22 protein-coding genes are annotated in these 20,430 nt (G+C 37.8%); 9 read left to right on the plus strand and 13 right to left on the minus strand.

Annotation, left to right across the window (positions count from 1 at the left end):
- Positions 1 to 196 precede the first annotated feature (196 nt).
- The 6 genes from mltF (at position 197) to JEP36_RS02690 (ending at position 8,133) form a co-directional block, all read left to right on the plus strand.
- On the plus strand, positions 197 to 1,669 hold the full coding sequence (gene mltF / locus JEP36_RS02665; protein WP_109370972.1) for a membrane-bound lytic murein transglycosylase MltF: 1,473 nt from the start codon (positions 197 to 199) through the stop codon (positions 1,667 to 1,669).
- Positions 1,670 to 2,480: 811 nt separating this feature from the next.
- On the plus strand, positions 2,481 to 3,029 hold the full coding sequence (locus JEP36_RS02670; protein ID WP_109370973.1) for a fimbrial protein: 549 nt from the start codon (positions 2,481 to 2,483) through the stop codon (positions 3,027 to 3,029).
- A 178-nt stretch (positions 3,030 to 3,207) separates the two neighbouring features.
- Positions 3,208 to 5,694: a fimbria/pilus outer membrane usher protein gene (locus JEP36_RS02675; protein WP_198629848.1), complete on the plus strand. Its 2,487-nt coding sequence runs from the start codon at positions 3,208 to 3,210 to the stop codon at positions 5,692 to 5,694.
- Positions 5,695 to 5,724: 30 nt separating this feature from the next.
- The gene (locus JEP36_RS02680; RefSeq protein ID WP_198629849.1) at positions 5,725 to 6,489 is read left to right on the plus strand and encodes a fimbrial biogenesis chaperone; all 765 of its coding nucleotides are present in this window, start codon (positions 5,725 to 5,727) and stop codon (positions 6,487 to 6,489) included.
- A 25-nt stretch (positions 6,490 to 6,514) separates the two neighbouring features.
- On the plus strand, positions 6,515 to 7,585 hold the full coding sequence (locus tag JEP36_RS02685) for a fimbrial protein (RefSeq protein ID WP_198619723.1): 1,071 nt from the start codon (positions 6,515 to 6,517) through the stop codon (positions 7,583 to 7,585).
- Complete coding sequence (locus JEP36_RS02690) at positions 7,585 to 8,133, plus strand: fimbrial protein (protein ID WP_198629850.1); 549 nt, start codon at positions 7,585 to 7,587, stop codon at positions 8,131 to 8,133. Before JEP36_RS02685 ends, JEP36_RS02690 begins: the two co-directional genes overlap by 1 nt.
- 7 nt (positions 8,134 to 8,140) lie before the next feature.
- Here the strand turns inward: JEP36_RS02690 and tadA are convergent, their stop codons facing one another.
- Together tadA and JEP36_RS02700 are read right to left on the minus strand one after the other, a co-directional pair.
- Entirely contained in the window at positions 8,141 to 8,671 is a 531-nt protein-coding gene (tadA, locus tag JEP36_RS02695) for a tRNA adenosine(34) deaminase TadA (protein ID WP_198625823.1), read from the minus strand.
- Positions 8,672 to 8,778: 107 nt separating this feature from the next.
- Positions 8,779 to 9,414: a LysE family translocator gene (locus JEP36_RS02700; protein WP_198619722.1), complete on the minus strand. Its 636-nt coding sequence runs from the start codon at positions 9,412 to 9,414 to the stop codon at positions 8,779 to 8,781.
- 206 nt (positions 9,415 to 9,620) lie between these two features.
- Between JEP36_RS02700 and JEP36_RS02705 the strand changes: the two genes are divergently transcribed.
- The 3 genes from JEP36_RS02705 (at position 9,621) to JEP36_RS02715 (ending at position 10,753) form a co-directional block, all read left to right on the plus strand.
- Positions 9,621 to 9,938 carry a type II toxin-antitoxin system RelE/ParE family toxin gene (locus JEP36_RS02705; RefSeq protein ID WP_115350077.1) on the plus strand — a complete coding sequence of 106 codons (318 nt, stop codon included), beginning with the start codon at positions 9,621 to 9,623 and terminating at the stop codon, positions 9,936 to 9,938.
- A gap of 3 nt (positions 9,939 to 9,941) precedes the next feature.
- Complete coding sequence (locus tag JEP36_RS02710) at positions 9,942 to 10,250, plus strand: addiction module antidote protein (protein WP_196569581.1); 309 nt, start codon at positions 9,942 to 9,944, stop codon at positions 10,248 to 10,250.
- A 242-nt stretch (positions 10,251 to 10,492) separates the two neighbouring features.
- Entirely contained in the window at positions 10,493 to 10,753 is a 261-nt protein-coding gene (locus tag JEP36_RS02715; protein ID WP_198619721.1) for a YfhL family 4Fe-4S dicluster ferredoxin, read from the plus strand.
- Positions 10,754 to 10,793: 40 nt separating this feature from the next.
- Here JEP36_RS02715 and acpS read toward each other — a convergent pair whose 3' ends face one another.
- The 11 genes from acpS to rpoE all read right to left on the minus strand — a co-directional run bounded on the left by acpS (position 10,794) and on the right by rpoE (position 20,327).
- On the minus strand, positions 10,794 to 11,174 hold the full coding sequence (gene acpS, locus JEP36_RS02720; protein WP_069367826.1) for a holo-ACP synthase: 381 nt from the start codon (positions 11,172 to 11,174) through the stop codon (positions 10,794 to 10,796).
- Complete coding sequence (gene pdxJ / locus JEP36_RS02725; RefSeq protein ID WP_075673670.1) at positions 11,174 to 11,905, minus strand: pyridoxine 5'-phosphate synthase; 732 nt, start codon at positions 11,903 to 11,905, stop codon at positions 11,174 to 11,176. The genes acpS and pdxJ overlap by 1 nt, the downstream gene beginning before the upstream one ends.
- Positions 11,906 to 11,974: 69 nt before the next feature.
- Positions 11,975 to 12,715 carry a DNA repair protein RecO gene (recO, locus tag JEP36_RS02730; protein ID WP_099073674.1) on the minus strand — a complete coding sequence of 247 codons (741 nt, stop codon included), beginning with the start codon at positions 12,713 to 12,715 and terminating at the stop codon, positions 11,975 to 11,977.
- Positions 12,716 to 12,724: 9 nt separating this feature from the next.
- Complete coding sequence (era, locus tag JEP36_RS02735; protein ID WP_023581601.1) at positions 12,725 to 13,633, minus strand: GTPase Era; 909 nt, start codon at positions 13,631 to 13,633, stop codon at positions 12,725 to 12,727.
- Positions 13,630 to 14,310 (minus strand): ribonuclease III, encoded by a 681-nt coding sequence (gene rnc / locus JEP36_RS02740; protein ID WP_075673668.1) that lies wholly within the window; start codon positions 14,308 to 14,310, stop codon positions 13,630 to 13,632. The genes era and rnc overlap by 4 nt, the downstream gene beginning before the upstream one ends.
- A 195-nt stretch (positions 14,311 to 14,505) precedes the next feature.
- The gene (gene lepB, locus JEP36_RS02745; RefSeq protein WP_198625825.1) at positions 14,506 to 15,477 is read right to left on the minus strand and encodes a signal peptidase I; all 972 of its coding nucleotides are present in this window, start codon (positions 15,475 to 15,477) and stop codon (positions 14,506 to 14,508) included.
- 14 nt (positions 15,478 to 15,491) lie between these two features.
- Positions 15,492 to 17,288: a translation elongation factor 4 gene (gene lepA / locus JEP36_RS02750; RefSeq protein WP_109370984.1), complete on the minus strand. Its 1,797-nt coding sequence runs from the start codon at positions 17,286 to 17,288 to the stop codon at positions 15,492 to 15,494.
- A 301-nt stretch (positions 17,289 to 17,589) separates the two neighbouring features.
- Positions 17,590 to 18,054 (minus strand): SoxR-reducing system protein RseC, encoded by a 465-nt coding sequence (gene rseC / locus JEP36_RS02755; protein WP_165122850.1) that lies wholly within the window; start codon positions 18,052 to 18,054, stop codon positions 17,590 to 17,592.
- Between the two features lie 13 nt (positions 18,055 to 18,067).
- Entirely contained in the window at positions 18,068 to 19,036 is a 969-nt protein-coding gene (gene rseB, locus JEP36_RS02760; RefSeq protein ID WP_198619718.1) for a sigma-E factor regulatory protein RseB, read from the minus strand.
- A gap of 44 nt (positions 19,037 to 19,080) precedes the next feature.
- A complete protein-coding gene (gene rseA / locus JEP36_RS02765; protein WP_232805397.1) occupies positions 19,081 to 19,710 on the minus strand; it encodes an anti-sigma-E factor RseA in 630 nt (209 codons plus the stop codon).
- Between the two features lie 38 nt (positions 19,711 to 19,748).
- Positions 19,749 to 20,327: an RNA polymerase sigma factor RpoE gene (gene rpoE, locus JEP36_RS02770; protein WP_006533574.1), complete on the minus strand. Its 579-nt coding sequence runs from the start codon at positions 20,325 to 20,327 to the stop codon at positions 19,749 to 19,751.
- Positions 20,328 to 20,430 lie beyond the last annotated feature (103 nt).

A 20,430-nucleotide genomic window follows, 5' to 3' on the forward strand; every position in this document is an offset into this window, starting at 1 on the left:
GAATAACCGCCCAGACGAAACCGTTTGCGTGAACAAAATAACGGCATTTAACTTAGAGTGTTTTAATGATTAATTGGTGTAATCAAGTTGCGTCTTGCCAAGATGTTAAGCAAAATGCTCGATTACTGGAAATTTATCCATGTTAAAATGACGATTTTACACACAACAATAAACAACGTTAACGAGAACCAACCTATTGAATAATATAAGGATAAACTATTTCGTTATCGTTATCATAGCGCTCTTTTCAGCGGCTATTATCGCGTTGAATATTACATGGCCAGATAGGCAAAAAGCGCAGATAAATAAGATTTTATCTCGTGGTGAGTTAAGAATTAGTACGATACCTTCACCATTGATAACGATGAACGATAAAAAGGACCCCGTAGGTTTCGATTATGAATTAGTGAAACGCTTTGCAGATTACCTAGGCGTGAAACTTGTCGTTAATATGCGGACAAATATCAACCAAATGTTTGATGATCTGGAGAATAATAAAGCTGACTTTATCGCCGCCGGATTACTTTATAATAAAGAGAGATTAGATACGACACGCAGTGGCCCTGCTTATTTTTCAGTTTCTCAACAGCTGATTTACCGTAAAGGGACATTAAGACCACGTAGTTTTGATTCGTTAGATGGGCGGCTTGTTGTCACTGCTGGCTCAGCTCATGCAAGTTTATTGCGAACATTAAAAGAGACGCAATACCCCGAGCTTGAATGGGAAGAATCAGATAATCAGACGACCTCGCAACTGCTAGAAGCATTATCAGAAGGTAAAATAACCTATGTTTTAGCAGATTCCATCAGTGTTGCAGTACAACAACGCATTCATCCTAATGTTGCCGTAGGGTTTGAAGTCACTGAAAGCCGTCCACTAACGTGGTATTTGCCAGATGGTGAAGATAATAGCTTATATGCAGCGATGCTCGATTACTTTAATCAATTATCTCAAGAAGATGTGTTAGCAAGACTTGAAGAAAAATATTTTGGCCATGTAGGTACATTTGATTACTTCGATACTATCTCTTTTATTACAGCGATAGATTCTATTTTGCCAAACTATCAACCTCTTTTTGAAAAGTATGCAGATACTTTCGATTGGCGGTTATTGGCAGCTATGGCATGGCAAGAATCACATTGGGACCCTCATGCTACATCACCAACTGGAGTTAGAGGATTGATGATGTTAACTCGCCCTACTGCATCAAGTATGGGCGTTACTGACAGGCTTGATCCCGAAGAGAGTGTTCGAGGAGGAGCACAATATCTTAAGCATCTCCTTTCGCGCTTACCAGATTCTATTCCAGAAGATGAAAAAATTTGGTTTGCATTGGCAGCATATAATATGGGATTTGGTCATATGCTTGATGCCAGAAGGCTTACGGAGCAACAAAATGCCGATCCTGATAGTTGGCTAGATGTAAAATCAAGATTACCTCTACTTAGCCAAAAGAAATATTATGCAGACCTCCCTTATGGCTATGCCAGAGGCCATGAGGCTTATCGCTACGTTGAAAACATTCGACGATATCAACTTAGCCTTGTCGGTTACCTTCAAGCCAAAGAGAGCAAAAATAAAATATTATCTAAAGATAAAGAGAATGATAACGATGAAGAGCAAGAAAGCTCATCATTATCATTGACTCAAGATATGGCTTATCAATAATTTTTGTACTTAAAAACAGCCTATTAAACAACATAGCCTCTTTTATAGAGGCTTATTTATTTCATTTCTACTATTCAAAAATCACTCCAACCAATTAAAGCAATCCCTAAATTAATATTTTCTTAATATTAAAAATTGTTACATTTTGTCATGCCATTTTTTACCCAAAATAGGGAAAATTCATGTGTTAAAAAATGTAACACTCATTAGCCAAAACACTCACCCAATGAGTAAACTGTGTTTAAAATGATCCAATTAGTCATTTTAAGACTATCAGAATAGGTGAAACATAAGAAAAAATTAACTTAAATACGTAGGAATTATCTCATGTGTTATTATTCATTTTATGATTGTTATTTTTGGAGAAACTTTTTTCACGATAAAAATTAACCTAAAGGTGTCATCATTAACATCTAACTTATTGAATTATATATATTGCGATAATCTATAATTGATTTTATTAATTTTTCTAACCTAATGTTAATAACATTACTTTTTGTAAAGTTAAAATAATGTTAATTGCATTGTCTATTAAATTTATCTGCCTGATAAACTTTTTCACCCATAAATTGAGTAATAAAAAGAATAAACCTACATAAAACTCTATTAATATGGAATAGGCAAGATTAAATATGAAAATTGAGTAAATCAACAAAATGTTATATCAAATAGAATGCCTTTGTTGATATCATATAAACCAGTCATTATTCGAAACAACTCGAAATATAATGCAAATCAATTTTTATATTCCGACACTAATATTATTTTTCTATAAATAATAATACGCACGATCTTCAAGGGATTATCTATAATGAAACTGAGTAAAATTGCTTTAGCTGCTGCTTTAGTATTTGGTATTAATTCTGTTGCAACTGCTGAAACTTCTGCACCAAAAGTTGGCGCAACTAAAGGCGAAATTCAATTAAAAGGTGAAATTGTTAATTCAGCTTGTGGATTAGCAGCTTCTTCAAGTCCTGTTATTGTTGATTTCAGTGAAATCCCAACTTCTGCATTAGCAAATATGCAGAAAGCAGGTAACGTTAAAAAAGATATCGAATTACAAGACTGTGATACTACCGTAGCAAAAACAGCTACTGTTAGCTATACACCAAGTGTTGTTAATGCAACAAATAAAGACTTAGCATCTTTCGTATCTGGCTCAGCTTCTGGTGCAGGTATCGGCTTAATGGATGCTGGCAGCAAATCAGTAAAATGGAACACAGCAACAACACCAGTACAATTAGTTAATGGTGTTTCTAAGATCCCATTCGTTGCTTACGTTCAAGCTGAATCAGCAGACGCAACTGTAACTCCAGGTGAATTCCAAGCCGTAATCAACTTCCAAGTTGATTATCAGTAATCGTTTTATTTATTTAAATTAATTAAATAATAAATTAATTACTGCATTAACGCAGGGGACTTCCTCTGCGTTAAATTTGATAAAACACTTCAATTTAATAAGAATAAAATAAAAAGTAATAAAATAAATATTCATTATTTAATTACTTTTTATTTTATTAATAATTAGGCGTTTATTCATGTTAATTTCTTTTTTTCACAGCACAATATGGAAAAACATTTGTGCCATTTTGCTATTGTGCTTAGCGCTTTTCGCTCAAGCCGAGCCTGATGATTCTGTGGAATTTAACATTCATATGCTAGATGCCGAAGACAGAGATAATGTCGATTTATCTCGTTTTGCAACCTCTAACTACATTATTCCGGGTATGTACTACTTAGATATCCGTATAAATGGTCGTGACTTCCCTCGCCAAAACATTAATTATGTTGAAGTGAAACCCAATTACTCCATCGCTTGTATTGACCCTACTCTTCTAAAAAAGTTAACAGTTAACGAAGAAAATCAAAAATTTATCGAAGAAATCTCACCAGATTGTTTCAATATCAGTCAATTACCAGGTATCTCTATCAAAAATGATGGCGGTATTCTCGATATTGTTATGCCTCGCTCACTAATGAAATATGAAGATGCGGATTGGACACCACCTGAATTGTGGGACCCAGGTGTATCTGGGTTATTAGTTGACTATACCTTAACAGGTACATCAACTCGCCCAAATCAAGGCAATAATAACAACTCATTAACAGGATATGGGCAAGCTGGAATTAACCTTGGTGAATGGCGACTACGTGCTGAATATCAAGGAAACTATTCATCTGAATATTCATCAAATAATAGCTTTGATTGGAATCAGATATACGCCTATAAACCATTACCTAGCCTAGCTGCAAAATTAACGCTTGGTGAAACTTATTTAAACTCTCAAGTTTTTGATAGTTTTCGTTTTACAGGTGCCAATATACAAAGTGATGAAAGAATGTTGCCCCCTTCTTTGCAAGGTTATGCACCTGAAATTCATGGCATCGCAAACACTAATGCCAAAGTGACTGTAACGCAAAACGGTCGCTTAATTTATGAAACTACGGTACCTGCTGGCCCTTTTGCTATTAAACATTTACAAGATACAGTACAAGGCCAATTAAATGTCAGAGTCGAAGAGCAAAACGGTAAAGTAAGCGAATTCCAAGTACAAACAGCCAATCTACCTTATATGACTCGCCCAGGCTCAGTGCGTTATAACACATCAATGGGTCAGTCGTCGCTCAACAACCATAAAATGCAAGGCCCTGTTTTTTATCAAGGCGATTTTTCATGGGGTATGAACAACACATGGTCGCTGTATGGTGGGGTTTTGTTGACAGCTAAAGATTACAATGCGTGGTCATTAGGTTTAGGTCACGATATAGGGCGTTTAGGTACGCTTTCAGGTGATATTACTCAGTCTTATAGCAAAACCTATGATAATGAAAATATCAATGGTATGTCCTTCAAACTGAACTACGCTAAAACCTTTGATGAGTACCATAGTACGATTACTTTTGCGGGTTATCGCTTTTCAGAGAAAACATTCCGATCTTTCTCTCAATATATGGATGAGCGTTACAACGATATTAATAACAATGGTTATGAAAAAGAGATGTATACCATTACAGGTAACAAAACTTTTTGGGCTGATGATATTGAAAAATCGACAACACTTTATCTCTCTTATCGACACCAAAACTATTGGGATAAAAAGACACAAGAACAGTATGGTGTTACGGTAAGCCGTAATTTTTCTATTATGGGTATAGAGCAGATTAATACTAACTTATCTGCCTTCCGTACTCAGCATAAAGGTAATACTGATGACAGTATTTCTTTTAATATTTCAGTTCCATTAGGAAGTGGTAAAAGCATTGGTTATAGCTTGCAAGACAGTAACGGAAAAGTGAACCAAATGGCCTCTTATTCTGATAATAGCAATTATAATAATCTATGGCGTGTCCGTGCAGGTTTAAGCTCAGACAATAAAGCCAATACTGATGGTTATTATCAACACCGTTCGCAATATGCAGAAATTAATGCCAATGCGAGCTATCAACAAGATAATTATGTTGCACTAGGTGCAACAGTTAAAGGCGGATTTACTGCAACACGCCACGGCGCTGCATTACATAGCAGTAGCATGACATCAAGTACTGCTCGCATGATGGTTGATACTGATGGTGTTGCAGGCGTACCATTTAATAATCAAAGCACAACGACAAACCTATTCGGTATTGGGGTATTAACTGACTTAACTAGTTATAACAATGTTGATGCTCGTATTGATGTTGATAAAATGGATTCAGATATTGAAACACACAAAGCCATTACTTCTGCCACATTAACTGAAGGCGCAATTGGCTACTATAAATTCCCTGTTCGCCAAGGTGAGCGCCTAATGGCCATCTTACAAACAGTCGATCAAAAACACCCACCATTTGGTGCCGAAATCACCAATAAAAACGGTGAAAATATGGGAATGGTGATGGAAGATGGTTTAGTTTATATCGCCGGTGTTAACCTTAATGAATCATTAAACGTGATCTGGGGTGGTAAAACCCAGTGTACGATTACAATCCCAGCTGCAATTAACGATCCACTAAAACATGAGTTGTTATTATGTCAGGGATTTTAATGAATAAAATGAATTACTAGAGATAATTGTATGAACTCATTCAACACACTTAAAACGCTTTTTTGTGGCTCATTAATTGCACTTAGCATTGTGAGTACGACTCAAGCGGGCGTGTCATTAGATAGAACTCGCATTGTACTAATGGGCAACGAAAACTCAGCTAGCGTAAACCTAAAAAATACTAGCCCTGATATTCCTTTCTTAGCACAATCATGGGTTGAAAATGAACACGGACAAAAAATCGCTTCTCCTTTAGTCGCATTGCCACCTTTACAGCGTCTTGATGGTGATCAAAAAGGCGTGGTTAGAATTACCAAAACAGCAGAAATTGGTCTTTTGCCACAAGATAGAGAATCACTGTTTTATTTAAATGTGCGTGAAATTCCACCAGCACCAAAACAAGCTAACGTGTTGCAAATGGCAATGCAGTCTCGCATTAAATTATTCTACCGCCCAACCACCATTATTCCTGAAAAGCCAGGTATGGTTTGGCAAGATCAATTAGTGTTTAAAAAACAAGGCAATCAATTTATTGCAGAAAATCCGACACCTTATTACATCACAATTATCGGGCTTTCTAATAAGTTGAATGGTGAGGATAGCGATAAGTTAACTACCTTCCCTGGTTTAATGGTTGCGCCTAAAGCATCACTGGAAATTCCAGTTAAAACCAGTAACGTCAATCAATTTTACATGATGTATGTAAATGATTACGGCGGACATCCAGAATTAAAATTTGTTTGCCAACAAAATAGCTGTAAAGCAGCACCTAAAGAACAACAACCCAAATATTAATTAACTTGACGCCGGTAGGAATAAAATGAAATTAACAACAGCAAATTTTTATTTCAATACGCTAAAATTACTTTTTACTGGCGCAATGTTATGTACTCCAGTTGTGGCATCTGCTTATATTCATGGTGAAGTTCGCACTGTTGGAGGCCCTAATATTTTTAGAGTTGCATTAAATAACGCAACATTTCCTAATAACCGACCTGGCGAAACGGCCACAGTAAACTTTTCTTTGCCTGACAGATATTTAGCAACGGTTTATTGTCCTAAAGATCCTTTAGTTCCGAATTCTCGCACTTATTATATGGCAAATTCTGACCTACGCTATTTAGGCAATAATTACTATGAACTGAATGAATATGTCGATGTTCAGATCAAGTTTTCTATTTGGGGTCCTGAATCACTTCCTACTGTTCCTTTTATTGAAAAACCGAACAATCGAAATGGGCAACAAGGCTGCAGTGTCCCTGAATCACCAAAACCCAACATGTCATCAGGAAGTAGTGGTGTATTAGTCTTTCGCTTGAAAAAACCGATTATTAATGGGGTTTCATTAACAGGACAAGCTGTAGCTCAAATGTATGCACGTGTAGGTAATGGCTTATATCAAGAATATGGCCCTGAGCCAATTTCAAAATTAGTGATTAGTTCAGGAATATTAACCACGGAAGATAGATGTACATTTAATAATGGCTCTCCAATTACCTTTGATTTTGGCAATGTCGGTAATACCTCTGACTATTTAAATGGTCAAAACTACAAGATCACGCGCAATATTCCCATCAAGTGTGAAGGTGGTAGTTTTACTAACCCTAACAGTAGAATTATGTTCAAAATTCAAACTGGGAGCTCAGGTATCGCTAGTTTTAACCCTAATTATCTTGGCACAACAGGACCTGTAGATAGAACTAATTTAGGTATTGTTTTAAGAGACAAATCAGGAGCGATTGTGCCACCTAATCAATATTTTTCTGTCGGGAAACTGAATAATTTTAAAGGAAACTGGGAAGTCACAGCAGCTCCTATCGCAAAAACAGGTAGCAAAATTACAGAAGGTGAATTTTCAGCACATGCCACATTAGTTGCGGAGTTTATGTAATGGAAAACCCAATAACAAAATCTGCTATTTCTCTTTTATTATTACTTTCACCTTCCGCTTTTGCTGTGACCGAGCTTATTGGTGGTGATATGGAATTTAAAGGTGTTGTGGTTGCACATGGTTGTACTATTGTTGCTGGTGATGAAAATAAAGTAATTGATTTCAAACAGATATCAGCAAAAGATCTCTATACTTTTCAAAAAAGTGAACCTGTTGCTTTTAGTATTAGTTTAGAAAATTGCAGTCAGGATATTTATAAAAGCGTCACGATTACGTTAGATGGGAAAGAGCATCCTACAATGCCCGATCACCTTGCTGTTGTTGGCACAGGATCTGAAGATCCTAAAAGTATCGGGATTGTATTTACAGATGTTCAACGCAATGCTATTCAATTAAAAAAGCCGAGCTCAACTCGACTTCTTAATAATAAACGTATTCAGTTTAATTTTATGACATATGTTGAGGCATCACCCTCTGCACTGAAAAATCAAACATTGCTCACTGGCCCATTCCAAGCACAAGCAACGTATACCCTTAATTATCAGTAAAAAGGTATTATTCTTTTATGGCTGGTTCAGTATTCATTATAACTGGACTGGTTTTTTGCTTTTTAAGTTGTTTCTTTTCAGCCCTTCTCATTTTAAAAAATTGGCTTAAAAGCTGTGAACACTCTTCACCTAATACACCTGATGTTATCTCAACTTTATGGTTCATTCCGGGGTGCTGTAAAATATCAATAAATGAACCAGCTGCACCTGTTTTTAAATCTGAGGCGCCATAAACTACGCGTTTTACCCGACTATGCACAATCGCTCCTGCACACATCACACAAGGTTCTAGGGTAATATAAAGAGTTGCATCGAGTAGACGATAATTTTGTAAATGCTTTCCCCCTTTGCGTAATGCCATAATTTCTGCATGTGCAGTGGGGTCGTTATCGATAATTGAATGATTCCATCCTTTAGCAATGATTTTATTATCAACGACTAATACTGCGCCCACTGGTATTTCACCGATTTCTTGTGCTTTTTGCGCTTGCTCAATCGCTTTATGCATCCAATAAATATCATCTTTAACTTTATTCACAAGGATATCTCTTCATGATCATATAGCGGGATATTGTACCCTGTTTTCTATTGATAACTAAAGAGATTGTCTTGAATTGTTTATGACAAAGATAGCAAGATGAAACTTTAGTTTACGCGCGCTTCTGTGGCTAATTTGATAGCTAAAGCCCCTAAGATTGTTGCCATAAACCAACGTTGAATGAGTGCCCAACGAGGCCTTTGCATAAAGAACCCTGCAATAGAGCCAGCGGCAATAACAATCAATGCATTTACTGCGATGCTAATAATAATTTGAATACTCCCTAACACTAATGATTGATTTAAAACGCTGCCATTTTGAATGCTAATAAATTGAGGCAACAGTGATAAATACATCAATGCAATCTTAGGATTCAATAGATTGGTAACAAACCCCATAACAAAGAGCTTTGTTGTATTACCTGAAAGCAATTTTTTGGGATGAAAGATAGAACGCCCACCAGGTTTAATAGATTGCCAAGCTATATAAAAAAGGTAAATCGCACCACAAATCTTCAACGCATCATAAGCATAAGGTACAGCCATAAAAATGGCCGTAATACCAAATGCCGCTAATAACATATAAAAAATATAGCCGACAGCCACACCGATTAGTGAAATAAATCCGGCTTTTTTCCCTTGAGAGATTGAACGTGAAATCAGGTAAATCATATTAGGACCTGGAGTTAATACTAATCCCAAAGATAAAAGCGCAAACGTCCACATATTAAACAGTGTTGGCATAGAATACCCCTTATGTTATTGCATTATTTAACATCAATAACAGAGTATTAGGTGTGCGGAATACCACAAAACATACTCTTTATAATTAATATTTACTCGCTTCTACCTAGGATTTTTGATTTTTATATATATTACTGATAAATTATCGTAGCTTATAAGCTACAAATATAGTTGTTGATTCGTAGCTTTTAAGCTACATTTTGCCAATGAAAACGATCAAACATTACTTAACAATAGATGGCAAAGACTTATATGCTGACTATTTCAAAAAAATACGCGATCCTGTTGCTAAAGCAAAAATTGCATCAAGAGTAAATAGAATGGCAAGTGAGCATTTTGGCGATCATAAACCTTGCCGTGATAGTGTTTGGGAATTACGAATTGATCAAGGAGCTGGATATCGGGTTTACTATAGTTTAATCGATGGCGAAATTATATTGCTACTTCTAGCTGGAGATAAGCGAACTCAGGATACTGATATTAATAAAGCTATCCTATGTCTAAAAGATTATTTGAAGAGGTAGATTATGCCAAATTCTCGTTTGCATGATGATGCAATGGTCGAAATTTTACGTGAAGACCCCGATTTTGCTAAAGCTTATTTACATCAAGCCTTCCTTGATATAGATGAAGATGGTGGGCAAGAAGCTTTTCTTATGGCGTTACGCCATGTCGTAGAAGCCCGTGGAGGCATGGCAACCATTGCAAAAAAAGCAGGTGTTTCACGTGAAACACTTTACCGAACACTATCACCAACAGGTAACCCTACATTAAAAACACTACGCCATGTCATTAATGCTACTGGTTTTCATTTCTCCTCATTGGCAAGCGCTTAATATTTTATTTATATAATCTGATAAGCCATTTGAGTGATGTTACTTTAGGAAATGTCATATAAATGGTAATCTTACCCTCCCTTGCTTATCTCTCATCAAGCAAGAAGATTTGGGCGATATCCCCATTTGAATGATAAAACGCTATTTTATCGGATATAGCTACATAAAACTGATAGATGGTAACATATAAGTGCAAGATATAAGTTACTGAAATTTAATAATTTATATATTAAGTGACTGATATGGCTTTACTAATTACGAAGAAATGCATCAACTGTGATATGTGTGAACCCGAATGTCCTAATGATGCTATTTCAATGGGGGATGAAATTTATGAAATTAATCCTGATCTTTGCACTGAATGCGTAGGACATTACGATAAACCGACTTGCCAATCGGTTTGTCCGATTACTAACACGATCATCACTGATCCTACTCATACTGAATCTCAAGATGAATTATGGGAAAAATTTGTGTTGATCCACCATGCAGATAAGCTCTAAACCTTAGTCAATGATTTTGTGGGTGATAAATCTAAGAGAGCTATTTTTCTAAAATAACTGTCGCACAGGCATAACGCTGTTCATCAGCAAGTGTTACGTGAATAGAGTTTATCCCCGCTTTCTCTGCCATCTCTTTTGCAACCGCTAAAAAATGCAGTGTAGGTTTGCCTAACTCATCATTACGCACTTCAAAATGATTAAAAGCCAATCCTAAACGGATCCCTGTTCCTAATGCTTTTGCCGCCGCCTCTTTTACTGCAAACCGTTTAGCTAAAAAGCGTATTGGCTGTTTATGGGATTGATAGATTTCCCATTCGGTATCAGTAAGAATGCGACGAGCAAGGCGTTCACCAGAACGCCCTATAATATCTTCGATACGCGATATCTCGACGATATCCATACCTAAGCCAACAATAGCCATTAGCGACGCGCTTCTCGCATTAAGCGTTTCATTTCTTCAACCGCTGGTGCTAATCCACTAAATACGGCTCTACCAATAATTGCATGACCAATATTCAGTTCATAAAGTTCAGGTAATGCGGCAATACGTTGTACGTTGTGGTAATGCAAACCATGTCCCGCATTCACTTTTAAGCCTTTAGATGCGGCGTAAGTCACTGCATCACGAATACGGACAAACTCTTTTTCTTGAGCCATTTCATCTTCAGCGTCAGCATAAGCACCAGTGTGGATCTCAATAAAAGGTGCACCAACACGATCGGCTGCGTTAATTTGCTCATGGTCAGGGTCAATAAACAGAGAAACTTTGATACCCGCTAAAGATAAGCGTTTAATTGCATCAGCAACTTTTGCTTCATTGCCAACAACGTCTAAACCACCTTCCGTTGTCACTTCTTGGCGTTTTTCAGGTACTAAGCAGCAAAAATCAGGCTGAGTTTGACAAGCTATCTCAATCATCTCTTCAGTAACTGCCATTTCCAGATTTAATCTTGTCTGAACCGTTTGGCTTATCAACATTAAATCGCGATCAGTGATATGACGTCTATCTTCACGTAAATGGATAGTAATACCATCAGCACCAGCTTGTTCTGCAATAAAAGCCGCTTGAACAGGATCGGGATACGTTGTGCCTCGGGCATTACGAAGGGTGGCGATATGGTCAATATTAACGCCAAGTAGAATATCAGACATGCTCTTCTCCTGAAAAATAACGTTGTATTACCTTAGTTTACACATTCCATAGAGAAGAAAAAGACAATATTACTGTTCTGCCATCAATGCTCTTTTCTTTGGGGATTTTTTAATAGCAAATTGTCTAAAAAGTTCTCTACTTTTTAATGGTTTTCCGCCTAAATAGGGCTTCAATGCCATTCGAGTAAACCTTTTCGCCGCTTTTAATGTTTCAACAGTAGGAAATTCGCGACTGGCTAAAGATTTTAATTCAAATCCCGTAAAACTATTATGATCAACCACTAAACTCGCAATAAAACCTTTTTCTTCCCGATAACGATAGGTCATCGAATCTGAAACAGGCTCTCCACTTCCGGCACAATGCAGAAAATCTAATCCATAGCCAAGTTGTGTTAATAACGCAAGTTCAAAGCGTCTTAGTGCCGCTTCGGGTGTGGTATCGCTAGCAGCAAGAATTTGCAAACAGGAGAGGTATTCAAAAAAAAGTACACTATAAGACGTACCATTTTCTAAAACGCGAGACAATAACTCATTAAGATACAAGCCACTGTATAGTACAGAGCCTGTCAGTGGTAATGCTAAAGAGATAGGTTCAGCATCACGAAGTGTTTTAACTTCTCCTCGCCCACTCCAACGAATGAGCAAAGGAGTAAAAGGTTGAAGTGCCCCTTTTAAGGGTGAACGACGGCCTCGCGCACCTTTTGACAATATGCGTACTCGCCCTTCATTTTCAGTGAAAAAATCGAGTAATAAACTCGTTTCACTGTAAGGTCGAGCATGGATAACGAATGCACGTTGCCAGCCATCCACTTCAGTTACCTACTTTAAATCGTCCACATAGCCAAGGCTACGTAAAGCACGTTCATCATCAGCCCAGCCCGCTTTGACTTTCACCCAAAGTTCTAAGTGAACTTTGTTTTCAAATAAGTCTTCCATATCCATACGGGCTTCAGTACCAATTTTCTTGATTTTCGCACCTTTATTACCAATAACCATTTTCTTCTGGCCTTCACGTTCAACCAGAATTAATCCGTGGATATCATAGCCACCACGCTCATTGGTAACGAATTGCTCAATTTCAACAGTGACAGAATAAGGTAATTCTTCACCTAAAAAGCGCATCAATTTTTCACGAATAATTTCTGATGCCATAAAACGCTGAGAGCGATCAGTAATATAATCTTCAGGGAAATGATGAGTCGCTTCTGGTAAACATTTACGTACGATTTTCGCTATCGTATCGATATTCATGTCTTTTTCAGCACTAATTGGCACAACATCAAGAAAATCCATTTGTTGGCTTAAAAAGCCAATATGTGGAAGTAACTTGGTTTTATCAGTCACGTTATCCACTTTATTAATTGCTAATAAAACAGGGCAACGTAATGATTTTAATTTATTTAACACCATTTCGTCATCAGGCGTCCAATTGGTGCCTTCAACAACGAAAATAACCAATTCAACATCACCAATTGAACTGCTTGCTGCGCGATTCATTAGTCTGTTGATTGCTCGCTTTTCTTCGATATGCAAGCCCGGTGTATCCACATAAATCGCTTGGTAAGCACCATCTGTATCAATACCCATGATACGGTGACGCGTAGTTTGCGGTTTACGTGATGTAATAGAAACTTTCTGCCCCAGTAATTGGTTCAGTAGTGTTGATTTTCCCACATTTGGGCGACCGACTATCGCAATAAATCCGCAATAGGTTTGTTCTTCGCTCATTCAAGCTCCAGTTGTATTAATGCCTGTTCAGCAGCGGCCTGTTCAGCTTTACGACGGCTTGTACCCATCCCTTTGACAGGTTGTTCGATACCGCTTATCTGACAATGGATCGTAAACTCTTGATCATGGGCTTCGCCACGAACCTGTACCACAATATAAGAAGGTAATGGTAAATGACGGCCTTGCAGATACTCTTGCAAACGAGTTTTAGGATCTTTTTGCTTATCGCCTGGACTAATTTCAGCCAAACGATTCTCATACCAGTTTAAAATAATTTTTTCGATATTTTGAATATCACTATCGAGGAAAATTGCACCAATTAAAGCTTCCACCGTATCCGCTAAAATTGATTCGCGACGAAAGCCACCGCTTTTTAATTCCCCTGGGCCTAAACGCAGACATTCACCTAATTCAAATTCACGCGCTAATTCAGCGAGTGTATTTCCACGAACAAGTGTTGCTCTCATTCGGCTCATATCACCTTCATCAACACGAGGAAAGCGATGATAAAGTGCGTTAGCAATTACATAGCTTAGAATTGAATCACCTAAAAATTCTAAACGTTCATTATGTTTACTGCTGGCACTGCGATGCGTTAAAGCCTGTAGTAATAATTCATTTTGCGTAAAAGTATAGCCCAGTTTCTTTTGTAACTGGTTTATTAATAAAGTATTCATGTGCGATCAATTTCCATAACTTAATTTGAAGCACACGCAACAAATCTGTTTAAGACAACGAGAAATTATCGAGTTGGATAACAGAACTGTTGCGTTTGCACTGGCTCCTGTCAATAACAGGAGCCAATCATATTTAAAGAAGCGACACATTCTACACTTAGATAAGAAGGAATGCTGTCGCTATTTTGTTAATAATTACTTAATGCCACCGATACGGCTAAAACGAACGCCTGTTGGCCATTCATTCTCTACTTTTTCAAAGCTCATCCAAATTGTTGTCGCTTTACCTACTAAATTTTTCTCAGGAACAAAGCCCCAGAAGCGACTATCTGAACTACCGTCTCGATTATCACCCATCATAAAGTAATGACCTTCAGGAACAATCCACGTACCGACAGGTAATCCAGGCTGGATAAACTCAGGCATCGTCATATCACCAGGTATTGTCATAATACGGTGAGAGACTTTATCAATAGTTTCTACTCTTTCTTCTTCACGTAATTGAGTTGCTGTTGAAATAGGCTCCTCAATTGGAATAGATTTCATACCATTAATACGCTGACCACCCGGTACATTTTGTAATAATAACGTCCATTCACTTGGATAAGCAGTACCATAAGTTACTGATATTTCCTCATTACAAATGGCTTTATCACAATTTGGATAGATATGAAGTTTTTTCGACACCATATCATAAACAATTTTATCGCCCGGTAATCCAATAACACGTTTAATAAAGTCAGTAGAAGGATCACGAGGATATTTAAATACAGCGATATCGCCTCGTTTAGGTTTCCCTGTATTAATTAACGTGGTTTGTGTAATTGGATCTTTTAATCCATAAGCAAACTTTTCAACCAAGATAAAATCACCAACCAACAAGGTTGGCATCATGGAGCGAGAAGGTATTTGAAACGGCTCATACACAAATGAACGCAGAACCAAAACAATAATCAAAACTGGGAATAAAGAGCCTAATGTCTCTGCCCAGCTTGGTTTATTAATTGATTTTGCTAACTCTTGCTGATCCTCGGTCCCTTGCGTCATCTCTTGAAGACGCTTTAGTTTTGCTTTTCGGGCTGGCTTGAGCTTAAAGCGCTCAATTCCCCAAAAAACTCCCGTTATTAGCGTTGCCAGCGTTAGGATCAAGGCAAACGTGTTAGCCATGTTTTCTCCTTAAATTATTTATCTTTACCAACATGAAGGATGGCTAAAAACGCTTCTTGTGGTAGCTCTACGTTACCAATTTGCTTCATACGTTTTTTACCATCTTTCTGTTTCTGTAACAGTTTTTTCTTACGGCTAACGTCACCGCCATAACATTTGGCTAATACGTTTTTACGTAACTGTTTAACAGTTGAACGAGCAATAATATGGTTACCAATTGCCGCTTGGATAGCGATATCAAACTGTTGGCGTGGAATAAATTCTTTCATTTTTTCCACCAGCTCACGACCACGATAAGGTGCATTATCGTTATGTGTAATCAATGCTAAAGCATCAACGCGATCACCATTAATCAAGACATCGACACGTACCATGTTAGAGCCTTGGAAACGAATAAAGTTATAGTCTAAAGAAGCATAACCGCGTGATGTTGATTTTAAACGGTCAAAGAAATCTAATACTACTTCAGCCATCGGAATTTCATAAGTTAATGAAACCTGATTACCATGATAGACCATATTGGTTTGAACGCCGCGTTTTTCGATACATAAAGTAATTACGTTACCTAAGTATTCTTGCGGTAATAACATATGACATTCAGCAATAGGTTCTCTGATTTCTTCGATATTATTCAGTGGTGGTAATTTAGACGGGCTATCCACTAACACAATATCACCGTTAGTCATTTCAACTTCATAAACTACGGTTGGAGCTGTTGTGATCAGGTCGAGGTCATATTCACGTTCTAAACGTTCTTGAATAATCTCCATATGAAGAAGACCCAAGAAACCACAACGGAAACCGAAACCTAACGCTGTTGAGCTTTCTGGCTCATAGAATAATGAAGCATCGTTCAGGCTTAATTTGCCTAATGCATCACGGAATGATTCATAGTCGTCAGAGCTAATTGGGAATAAACCCGCATAAACTTGTGGCTTAACTTTTTTAAAGCCAGGCAATGGCTTATCTGCTGGTTTTTGCGCTGCTGTTAAAGTATCCCCAACAGGTGCACCTAAAATATCTTTAATACCACAAACAACCCAGCCTACTTCACCACAATTAAGCGTGGTTGTATCAATTTGTTTTGGCGTAAAAATACCAATACGGTCAATGTTATAAACCTGTCCCGTACTCATTACCTTGATTTTATCGTTTTTGCTGACTTTACCGTTTTTAACACGGATCAGTGAAACAACACCAAGGTAATTATCAAACCAAGAGTCAATAATCAGTGCTTGTAATGGAGCGTCTGCATCACCTTCAGGTGCTGGAATTTCTTTAACAAGACGTTCGATAACTTCTTTAACACCAATACCTGTTTTTGCCGAGCAACGCACTGCATCTGTGGCATCGATGCCCACAATGTCTTCAATCTCTTCAGCAACACGCTCAGGCTCTGCTGCTGGTAAGTCTATTTTATTTAAAACAGGAACGACGGTGAGATCCATATCCATCGCGGTATAGCAGTTTGCTAATGTTTGCGCTTCAACCCCTTGCCCAGCATCTACGACCAATAACGCGCCTTCACACGCAGCGAGTGAACGAGATACTTCATAAGAGAAGTCAACGTGTCCTGGGGTATCGATAAAGTTAAGCTGATAAACTTCACCGTCATCAGCGGTGTAATTCAAGGTTACGCTTTGCGCTTTGATTGTAATACCACGTTCACGCTCAAGATCCATAGAATCAAGAACCTGCGCAGCCATTTCACGATCTGATAAGCCACCACAAATTTGAATAATTCGATCTGATAACGTCGATTTACCGTGGTCAATATGTGCGATAATGGAAAAGTTACGTATGTTTTTCATTCTGAAATTATTTTTCTCTATTGCTTTGCTCTATAAATCTGGCTTTGGCGTCATTCATGGACACAAAGCGAAAACTCTATATTGCAGGAGTTATTATTGATGACGCATTCTACACACTAGAGACATTATACTCAAAGAAACGTTCATCAAACACAAACATTTATGCTAAGACTTGCATTTATTTGTAATTTTTTGCGGGTAATTTCCAGATATAGAAACGTGTTAATTTAAGATAGATATTATTACAAAAGCAGCATGACAAGAATAATGGGGCTGATGCCCCATTATTTTAATCAACTCATTATTCTTGAAACTGAACTTTAAGTTCATGAGGAGGAAGCCCTATTTGCAATACAATAGGTTCAAAACCTTCATCTTTGCTCCACCAAGTCGCCACTTTTTTGGCAAATAAAAAACCAAGAGCACCACCCACAAGTCCACTGCAAAAAATAGCAAATTCACTCGAAAGCCAAAGGCTCGCAATGCCTGCGACAATAAATAAGCCAATAAGTGGCGTTAAATACACTAGCATTGCGGAAAGAAGTAGATTATTTTCAGGAATACCGACTTCCACTTTTTGCCCTTCAACTAAAGGTTGTGCAACGGGAAGTTCGAGTTGATGAACTGTCTCTGGCCCTATTTTATTTAATAAATAAGAGCCACACGCAGCGCGAGCTTGGCAACTACCACAGCCAGAAGAAGATCCGTAGCGTAATAACGCCCGTCCTTCATGCCAATGTATAACTGTTGCCCACTCTTTAACCATAACTTATACCCTTTTACTTTTTCGTAAATACAACACTATTAACTATTGCTTGTGCCGTAGGAAATGGTAGCTGACCAATAAAGGTAATTTCATTACCTTCTTTGTCATAGGTATAAATTGTATTACGACCATACCTCAACATTTTATCGCGTTCGGGCGAATTAACGTGTTGACCACTTTTATTAACATAAATAGAGAAGTCAAATAATCCATCACTAAATAAAATAGACTGACTAAACTCAGTCTCAGAAATTTGATGATTACTGCGTTTTACCTCTTTAAAACCTTCAGGCAATTGGCTAACCGACCAGTTATAAACCAAGGGCTTAGCTTTTGGTACAAGTAATAAAGGTGGCATATTGACAGTACGTAACGAATTAAGTTCTGCTCCGACTTCACTCCCTTCATTAACTGTGATCACTCGAAATTGTTCAATGATGTCATTATTCTTATCTAGTAGATCGACTCTTAAAGGTAGATATCTTTCTTCATCTATAAACAAGACATAATCATAACGGTCATTATTTTTTGATAGCACGCGAACAACTCGACTTGGAATATCACCAATATGCGTTCTACCTGCATCAATAAAATTATAATAACCTGATAATTCATTGAAATCTTGGTAAATGATAGAAGGGATATAATCAACGATATGATCATTTCTTAAGCTGAAAGCATCTAAGCCCGGCTCAAAATAGCTGATCTCATCACCACGTTGAACTATTTCACGGCGAGTACTATCCATTTGCATTAATTGTGCAAGCGGTTTGCCATCGATAAGAGTGTGACGGTAGCGAATAGGAACAATACCTTGAGAATTGATATTGATAAAAGATAATTCATAGGTAGAGCTTTGACTTGTCTGACCCATCTTTTGCAACAAAGCCTCGACACTACCTGTTTGAGGTTGCGCCAAGGCTTGTATCGGCATTGACAGGCTGCCCACCAGCAATAAGGTGGATAACCATGATTTTTTCATTACGACTGTTTCATTCCCACACGTTATTTATACATTCACATCTATTACTGTGCAACTACTACGGGTTGAGTTTCACCTTGAGCGCTAACTGGCGCTTCATTTTGTGGTGCATTATAAATGCGACGATCTAACTCATACTGTTGCAACATTAATCCAAGGCGCTGATTACGCTCTTGTAAACGTGTTTGCTGGTCTTTACCTAAAGTATCATTTTGAAGATTTAAGCTTACTGGTGAACCTGAACCCATAATAGGTTGAGTATTAAATACAGGTGTATCTACTTGGAAATCTTCAGAACCACTTTTTCCATTATATTGCTGAACACCAACAATAACAGCTAATGAAACACAAGCCGCGACACCGATTTGAGTTAACTGACTTGCCCAAGGACGTAACGTTTGTAAGAAAGAGTGCTGACGCCATTGTGATGGCGCAGGTTGCTGCTCTTGTTGTTGTTCAGGACTTATGCGAACAGGTTCATTCTCTAAAGCGAGCGCAACGCGACTTGCGATATCGAAGTGGACTACTTCACCTACATCACCACGCATTGTGTCACGAATTAAATGGTAGCGTTGCCATGTCTCTTTCATGGAGTCATCACGAGCAATTGTACCCATTAATTCTTTATCAAGAACTTCGCCATCCATAAATGCAGAAAGTTTTTCTTTTTGCATGTAAAAGTACCCTTCAGTCAATGATGGTTCACCCACAATTAAAACTCTTGTATTAATGGTTGAACCTTATTATCAATAGCTTCTCGCGCCCTAAAAATACGTGAACGTACTGTTCCGACAGGGCAATCCATAATGACCGCTATCTCTTCATAGCTTAGCCCGTCAAGTTCCCGAAGTGTAATAGCAACCCTTAAATCTTCAGGTAATGACTCTATGGTGTGAAAAACCACTCTCCGTAACTCTTCAGACAACATTAAATTCTCAGGGTTCGAAATTTCTTTTAGTGCATTGGGTGATTCGAAATTTTCAACATCACTCGCATCTAAATCATTCGAAGGCGGACGTCGCCCCTGTGCGACCAGATAATTTTTTGCTGTATTCACAGCAATGCGATAAAGCCATGTATAAAAAGCACTATCTCCACGGAAAGAACCGATGGCACGATAAGCTTTAATAAAGGCTTCTTGCGAAACATCTGGTACATCGCCCTGTGGTACATAACGGGAAATCAGGCTTGCTACCTTGTGTTGATAGCGGATAACCAGCAAATTAAAGGCTTTCTGGTCACCATTTTGTACCTTTTCAACCAACATTTGGTCCGTTAACTGCTCGCTCATTAGAGATGGACTCTCCCGAAGTCAAGCTTCGCACTATTTTTAAATGACTCCGTCATATTTACTCTCGTTATTCCTTCTCGTTTTTATGAGCTACAAGACTTAG

The sequence above is a fragment of the Proteus sp. PR00208 genome, assembly GCF_016238545.1.
In the GTDB taxonomy this organism is placed as follows: Bacteria; Pseudomonadota; Gammaproteobacteria; order Enterobacterales; family Enterobacteriaceae; genus Proteus.

Excerpts from the sequence above, each read along its gene's own strand:
- JEP36_RS02690 (WP_198629850.1), top strand. The coding sequence starts at position 7,585 with ATGGAAAACCCAATAACAAAATCTGCTATTTCTCTTTTATTATTACTT.
- era (WP_023581601.1), bottom strand. The coding sequence starts at position 13,633 with ATGAGCGAAGAACAAACCTATTGCGGATTTATTGCGATAGTCGGTCGC.
- JEP36_RS02700 (WP_198619722.1), bottom strand. The coding sequence starts at position 9,414 with ATGCCAACACTGTTTAATATGTGGACGTTTGCGCTTTTATCTTTGGGA.
- JEP36_RS02680 (WP_198629849.1), top strand. The coding sequence starts at position 5,725 with ATGAACTCATTCAACACACTTAAAACGCTTTTTTGTGGCTCATTAATT.
- JEP36_RS02710 (WP_196569581.1), top strand. The coding sequence starts at position 9,942 with ATGCCAAATTCTCGTTTGCATGATGATGCAATGGTCGAAATTTTACGT.
- JEP36_RS02685 (WP_198619723.1), top strand. The coding sequence starts at position 6,515 with ATGAAATTAACAACAGCAAATTTTTATTTCAATACGCTAAAATTACTT.
- JEP36_RS02705 (WP_115350077.1), top strand. The coding sequence starts at position 9,621 with ATGAAAACGATCAAACATTACTTAACAATAGATGGCAAAGACTTATAT.
- JEP36_RS02670 (WP_109370973.1), top strand. The coding sequence starts at position 2,481 with ATGAAACTGAGTAAAATTGCTTTAGCTGCTGCTTTAGTATTTGGTATT.
- rnc (WP_075673668.1), bottom strand. The coding sequence starts at position 14,310 with ATGAATACTTTATTAATAAACCAGTTACAAAAGAAACTGGGCTATACT.
- rpoE (WP_006533574.1), bottom strand. The coding sequence starts at position 20,327 with ATGAGCGAGCAGTTAACGGACCAAATGTTGGTTGAAAAGGTACAAAAT.
- lepB (WP_198625825.1), bottom strand. The coding sequence starts at position 15,477 with ATGGCTAACACGTTTGCCTTGATCCTAACGCTGGCAACGCTAATAACG.
- JEP36_RS02675 (WP_198629848.1), top strand. The coding sequence starts at position 3,208 with ATGTTAATTTCTTTTTTTCACAGCACAATATGGAAAAACATTTGTGCC.
- lepA (WP_109370984.1), bottom strand. The coding sequence starts at position 17,288 with ATGAAAAACATACGTAACTTTTCCATTATCGCACATATTGACCACGGT.
- JEP36_RS02715 (WP_198619721.1), top strand. The coding sequence starts at position 10,493 with ATGGCTTTACTAATTACGAAGAAATGCATCAACTGTGATATGTGTGAA.
- rseB (WP_198619718.1), bottom strand. The coding sequence starts at position 19,036 with ATGAAAAAATCATGGTTATCCACCTTATTGCTGGTGGGCAGCCTGTCA.
- rseA (WP_232805397.1), bottom strand. The coding sequence starts at position 19,710 with ATGCAAAAAGAAAAACTTTCTGCATTTATGGATGGCGAAGTTCTTGAT.
- pdxJ (WP_075673670.1), bottom strand. The coding sequence starts at position 11,905 with ATGTCTGATATTCTACTTGGCGTTAATATTGACCATATCGCCACCCTT.
- acpS (WP_069367826.1), bottom strand. The coding sequence starts at position 11,174 with ATGGCTATTGTTGGCTTAGGTATGGATATCGTCGAGATATCGCGTATC.
- rseC (WP_165122850.1), bottom strand. The coding sequence starts at position 18,054 with ATGGTTAAAGAGTGGGCAACAGTTATACATTGGCATGAAGGACGGGCG.